3 protein-coding genes and 2 pseudogenes are annotated in these 5,793 nt (G+C 46.4%); 4 read left to right on the forward strand and 1 reads right to left on the reverse strand.

Annotated features, from left to right (window positions below; genetic code table 11):
- A partial coding sequence (locus UC14_RS26355; protein ID WP_157962169.1) for an aldehyde dehydrogenase family protein occupies window positions 1-540 on the reverse strand: 540 nt, incomplete at its 3' end.
- Between the two features lie 535 nt (window positions 541-1,075).
- Between UC14_RS26355 and UC14_RS26360 the strand changes: the two genes are divergently transcribed.
- The 4 genes and pseudogenes from UC14_RS26360 to UC14_RS26380 form a co-directional block, all read left to right on the forward strand.
- Window positions 1,076-1,720, forward strand: coding sequence for a YchE family NAAT transporter (locus tag UC14_RS26360; protein ID WP_013575947.1), 645 nt, complete (start codon window positions 1,076-1,078; stop codon window positions 1,718-1,720).
- A gap of 1,174 nt (window positions 1,721-2,894) precedes the next feature.
- Window positions 2,895-4,536, forward strand: a pseudogene (gene oppA, locus UC14_RS26370) (oligopeptide ABC transporter substrate-binding protein OppA).
- Between the two features lie 187 nt (window positions 4,537-4,723).
- Window positions 4,724-5,644: an oligopeptide ABC transporter permease OppB gene (gene oppB, locus UC14_RS26375; RefSeq protein ID WP_013575945.1), complete on the forward strand. Its 921-nt coding sequence runs from the start codon at window positions 4,724-4,726 to the stop codon at window positions 5,642-5,644.
- 15 nt (window positions 5,645-5,659) lie between these two features.
- Window positions 5,660-5,793 (forward strand): annotated as a pseudogene (locus tag UC14_RS26380) (peptide ABC transporter permease); the annotation flags it as partial.

A 5,793-nucleotide genomic window follows, 5' to 3' on the forward strand; every position in this document is an offset into this window, starting at 1 on the left:
TTGGTTGGAAAGCTCTACGCTTGGTTCATCAATCCAGCCAATGATATCTTTTGGCGCGCCGGCAGCGATGGCCGCTTGCAGAACGATATCCGCAGCCTTGTTCGTTGCATTCTTGGCACGTGGATGTGGAGAGAAGATAATACCGTTACGGGTTTTCAGGCTGATAAGCGCCTTGAAAATTGCAGTAGAAGTTGGGTTGGTAGTCGGGACAATACCGCAAATCAGACCAATTGGCTCAGCGATAGTGATGGTACCGAAGGTGTCATCCTGGCCCAGGATGCCACAAGTTTTTTCATCTTTGTAGGCATTGTAGATATATTCAGAGGCGAAGTGGTTTTTAATCACTTTGTCTTCGACGATACCCATTCCGGATTCTTCAACAGCCAGTTTTGCCAGCAGAATTCGAGAATCGGCAGCAGCCAGGGCGGCGGCAGCGAAAATCTTATCGACTTGCTCTTGACTGAAGTTGGCATATTCGCGCTGTGCCTTCTTGACCCGAGCAACGAGTGCGTTTAGTTCAGCGACATTTGTTACAGCCATAATGCTCTCCTGATAAAGTTAAACTCTTTTAGTAAATAATCCGCCAAAGACTAGTATAGACCTGCTATCAGTCACCGTGAGAAACTAATTAAATCTAAGATTCTCAATGTGTTGTCTTTGTCTCTTTATTTGCTCAAAGAGCTTTCAGTTGTGAAGCACCGGGTAAAGCAGATGACGTTAAATAAATCACCTTCATCACTGGACGTTTTATCTTTCATGTAACGCTGAGTGACTATGTACTGAGATTACCTATTTGTAGGCAGCGTCAATTTGATCTGGATCACTAAATACTGATGCTGACACCTTTCAGCAACTTGATATTGAGAATGGTTATCAAATTCTCCCTTGGATAATACAGTTTTGTATCTAAAGTTATCAATAAAAAATCTGTTTTTTAACAAAAGTTGTATTCACTGCCTTTGTTCGGAAATCTGGTGATAAAAACTATGAAACGACGTGGCGCCTTTACGGGGATTCCAGTACATTAGCGCCCATCAAAACCTTCATCTACTGGCATAGTTATGCGGAGTTCTGCGTGAGCCAATCTTTATTAGATTTTTCAGGGTATATCAAGTTTTTCGTCGGGCTGTTTGCGCTGGTCAACCCTGTGGGGATCTTGCCAGTCTTCATCAGCATGACAAGCTATCAGGCGGCAGCGGGGCGTAATAAAACCAATATGACGGCAAACCTGTCGGTTGCCATTATATTGTCGACTGCACTTTTCCTGGGCGATGCCATTTTACATCTGTTTGGTATATCTATTGATTCATTCCGAATTGCGGGTGGGATCCTGGTGGTGACTATTGCGATGTCTATGATCAGCGGGAAACTGGGCGAGGACAAACAGAACAAGCAGGAAAAATCAGAAACAGCGATACGTGAAAATGTCGGGGTGGTTCCGCTTGCGCTACCTCTGATGGCCGGACCGGGCGCAATCAGTTCAACGATTGTATGGAGTTCACGCTATCACAGTTGGCCGAATCTGCTGGGACTGACACTTGCGATTATCTTCTTTGCATTTTGTTGCTGGTTACTGTTCAGAGCGGCACCATTGCTGGTGCGATTACTGGGGCAAACCGGGATTAACGTGATTACGCGTATCATGGGGCTTTTGCTGATGTCTCTGGGTATCGAATTTATTGTGACAGGGATTAAAGCTATTTTCCCTGGCCTGCTCTAACCTGCTGGTCACTGAATTATCACGGAAACACGGGTGGGTTTTCGTGATAATTATTACCTTTCCTTATAATGCGATGCATTAATATAGTGCAGCTAATGACTTAATTAAGCGCGTTTGCACCTAAATGTGGCGTAAAGCCACGTCTCATTCTTCTTTTCGAACCAAGTCTTCATTTCTTCTAATAAACTTAGCGAATTTTTAGCTAAATACGCATCTTTACTGCCCGTTTTGACGCTAATTTATCCACATCATTCTGTAAGGCTTGTGCATGCTGTATCGAGATGTTATTAGTGTTAACACCGCAGTTAACAGGTGTTTATCCTTGAAAACATCTTAATGTTAACGGATTGTGTCAGGCGAGTTCTTATGCAATCAGTGACGTTAATTTTGCGCTAAAAATTATCGTAAAAATGCCAATAAACAATGAGTTAAACAAGGTTTCCAAATGTTTCCTTGTGGATGGCTCATCGGGCTTGTAACCAGTAAAAGAGAATTGCGTAACAAATTTGCAAAATTTATTGGCGCCTGTATCAGGCTTCTGATAATTTTCAAATCGCCTTCAAAAATGGAATTTTGTTAAGCGGGATGCTCTGAGTGAGAACGAATCTTGCTAGAGACAGAAAGATTGAAGCCATTTTATTTGTTTTTGGAGAGTATCGTGTCGCAATGCGTACCACAAAATTATCCTCATCCGCTTTCTGCGAAAAGAAAGCCGGGCATTGTGCTGGCGACATTACATAGTCTTTTGTTGAGTCTGCCGGTTCAGCAAAACAAACCTTCATCTCTTCTTCTCATTAATTGAATTCAGGCGCTTAACTGCGAAGGGCTTTCTATCGCCGTCAGGCGAATAAGAAAATAATATTGTTAAGGTTAGGAATAACAGTATGTGATTACCTGGTGTGACGCAGAACCTTGTTTTGTTGTGCACGGGGTAAATCAAATGGGGTGGGATCATCCTTAACGATCCCGGAAACAACATGGCGAACAACAGCCTGACGTTTCCAACGTTATTGAGTAATACATGCAGTAATAGGGGACAGCCATCTGCGGGTGGTAACTACATGGGGGCCTTTCTTGAGCAATTCGTTCCTGCTTTTGAAACCCATTGACCCAGCAAGGGTTTATCTTGCACCCGGGCGTGCAAGTTCATAATAAAAACTGGAGTTGAATAAAAATGACCAACATCACAAAAAAAAAATCTGCTCGCTGCCTGCATTCTGGCTGCAGTAGGATCTGTTTCAATCAATAATGCATTCGCAGCCAACGTGCCAGCAGGCGTGACTCTGGCCGCCAAACAAGAGCTGGTGCGCAACAACGGTTCTGAAGTTCAGTCTCTCGACCCGCATAAAGTCGAAGGCGTGCCGGAATCTAACGTTATCCGTGATTTGCTGGAAGGTCTGGTAAATACCGATAGCAAAGACGGCAGCGTCATTCCTGGTGTAGCCACCAGTTGGGAAAACAAAGATTTTAAAGTCTGGACCTTCCACCTGCGCCCGGAAGCTAAATGGTCTAACGGCGACCCTGTAACAGCCGAAGATTTTGTCTACAGCTGGCAGCGTCTGGCGGATCCGAAAACTGCGTCTCCGTATGAAAGCTATCTGCAATACGGTCATATCGAAAACATTGACGACATCATCAGCGGTAAGAAAAGCCCTGATACTCTGGGTGTGAAAGCGATTGACGACCATACCCTGCAAGTCACTCTGACCGAGCCTGTTCCCTATTTCGTCAAAATGCTGTCTCACACCGCGATGAAGCCGGTAAACAAAAGTGTTGTTGAGAAATTTGGCGACAAATGGACTCAGCCAGAAAACTACGTGAGCAACGGTGCATACAAACTGAAAACCTGGACCGTTAACGAACGTATTGTTCTGGAGCGTAGCCCGACTTACTGGGATAACGCGAAAACCGTTATTAATCAGGTCACTTACCTGCCAATCTCCTCTGAAGTGACTGACGTTAACCGCTACCGTAGCGGCGAAATCGACATGACCTATAACAACATGCCGATCGAACTGTTCCAGAAACTGAAAAAAGAAATCCCGACCGAAGTCCACGTTGACCCGTACCTGTGCACTTATTACTACGAAATCAATAACCAGAAAGCACCATTCACTGATTCACGCGTTCGTGAAGCGCTGAAACTGGGCCTGGATCGCGACATCATCGTGAACAAAGTAAAAGCGCAGGGCGATTTGCCAGCTTATGGCTATACCCCTCCTTACACTGATGGTGCAAAACTGACGCCTCCGGCCTGGTTCAAAGAGACTCAGGAACAGCGTAACGAGCAGGCTAAAAAACTGCTGGCTGAAGCGGGTTATACCCCAGCTAAACCACTGACTTTCGACCTGCTGTACAACACGTCTGATCTGCACAAAAAACTGGCTATCGCCGCTGCCGCTATCTGGAAGAAAAACCTGGGTGTTGACGTGAAACTCGTTAACCAGGAGTGGAAAACCTTCCTGGACAGCCGTCATCAGGGCAACTTCGATATCGCCCGTGCTGGCTGGTGCTCCGATTACAACGAACCTTCTTCCTTCCTGAACACCATGCTGTCTGACAGCAGCAACAACACGGCTCACTATAAGAGCCCTGCGTTTGATAAAGACATCGCGGACACGCTGACCGCGAAAACTGACGAAGAACGCGCAGCGCTGTATCAGAAAGCTGAAACCCAGCTCGATAAAGATTCTGCGATTGTGCCTGTCTATTACTACGTGAACGCGCGTCTGGTGAAACCATACGTTGGTGGTTACACCGGTAAAGATCCACAGGACAACGTCTACGTTAAAGACTTATACATCATCAAACACTAATTAATCAGTGTCAGAGCAAGGCATCCCCGAGCTGCCTTGCTCCTTCTTTATTGATGAAGGTAATGTTTTTAGTGCCGGTTTTCGGTGCTGAAGCAAAGAGCCACCACGGCGGCTATCACCCGATAGTCGTCGTGACCAAGCCAAAACTATCAAGCTGTAGTGACAGGCTTAGAAACAGGTACGGGCAATGTTAAAGTTTATTTTACGCCGCTGTCTGGAAGCGATTCCGACGCTATTCATTCTGATCACCATTTCGTTTTTTATGATGCGTCTTGCACCTGGCAGCCCTTTTACGGGGGAGCGTAATCTTCCGCCAGAAGTGATGGCGAACATTGAGGCGAAATATCACCTCAATGACCCAATGTATAAGCAATATTTCCATTATTTAGAACAACTGGCGAAAGGCGATTTTGGCCCGTCGTTCAAATATAAGGACTACACCGTTAATGATCTGGTTGCGGCTTCTTTCCCGGTTTCAGCGAAACTGGGTCTGGCGGCATTTATCATGGCGATTGTGTTTGGCGTCAGTGCGGGCGTTATCGCAGCACTCAACCAGAACACGAAATGGGATTACACGGTGATGGGCGTTGCGATGACGGGGGTGGTCATACCCAGTTTCGTGGTTGCGCCGTTACTGGTGCTGATATTTGCCATCACGCTTAAATGGTTGCCTGGCGGCGGCTGGAATGGCGGTGGTGCCAAATATATGATCCTGCCGATGGTGGCACTGTCACTGGCTTATATCGCCAGTATTGCGCGTATCACCCGCGGTTCAATGATCGAAATTCTGCATTCCAACTTCATCCGTACAGCTCGCGCCAAAGGGTTGCCGCTGCGTCGCATCATTTTGCGCCACGCGCTTAAACCTGCACTGCTGCCGGTATTGTCATACATGGGACCGGCCTTCGTTGGGATTATCACCGGTTCGATGGTCATCGAGAGCATTTTCGGATTGCCGGGCATTGGCCAGCTGTTTGTTAACGGTGCATTAAACCGTGACTACTCACTGGTCTTGAGCCTGACCATTTTAGTGGGCGCATTGACCATATTATTCAATGCGATCGTCGACGTGCTTTATGCCGTCATCGACCCGAAAATCCGTTATTAATGCCGGAGTACGTCAATGATGTTAAGTAAGAAAAATAGCGACGTCGTGGAAAACTTCAGCGAAAAACTCGAAGTTGAAGGCCGCAGTCTGTGGCAGGATGCACGACGTCGTTTTATGCACAACCGTGCCGCGGTCACCAGCCTGATCGT

The organism is Rahnella sp. NRRL B-41462 (genome assembly GCF_003263525.1).
In the GTDB taxonomy this organism is placed as follows: Bacteria; Pseudomonadota; Gammaproteobacteria; order Enterobacterales; family Enterobacteriaceae; genus Rahnella; species Rahnella aceris.

Coding starts and splice junctions, on each gene's coding strand:
- oppB (WP_013575945.1), top strand. CDS start 4,724: ATGTTAAAGTTTATTTTACGCCGCTGTCTGGAAGCGATTCCGACGCTA.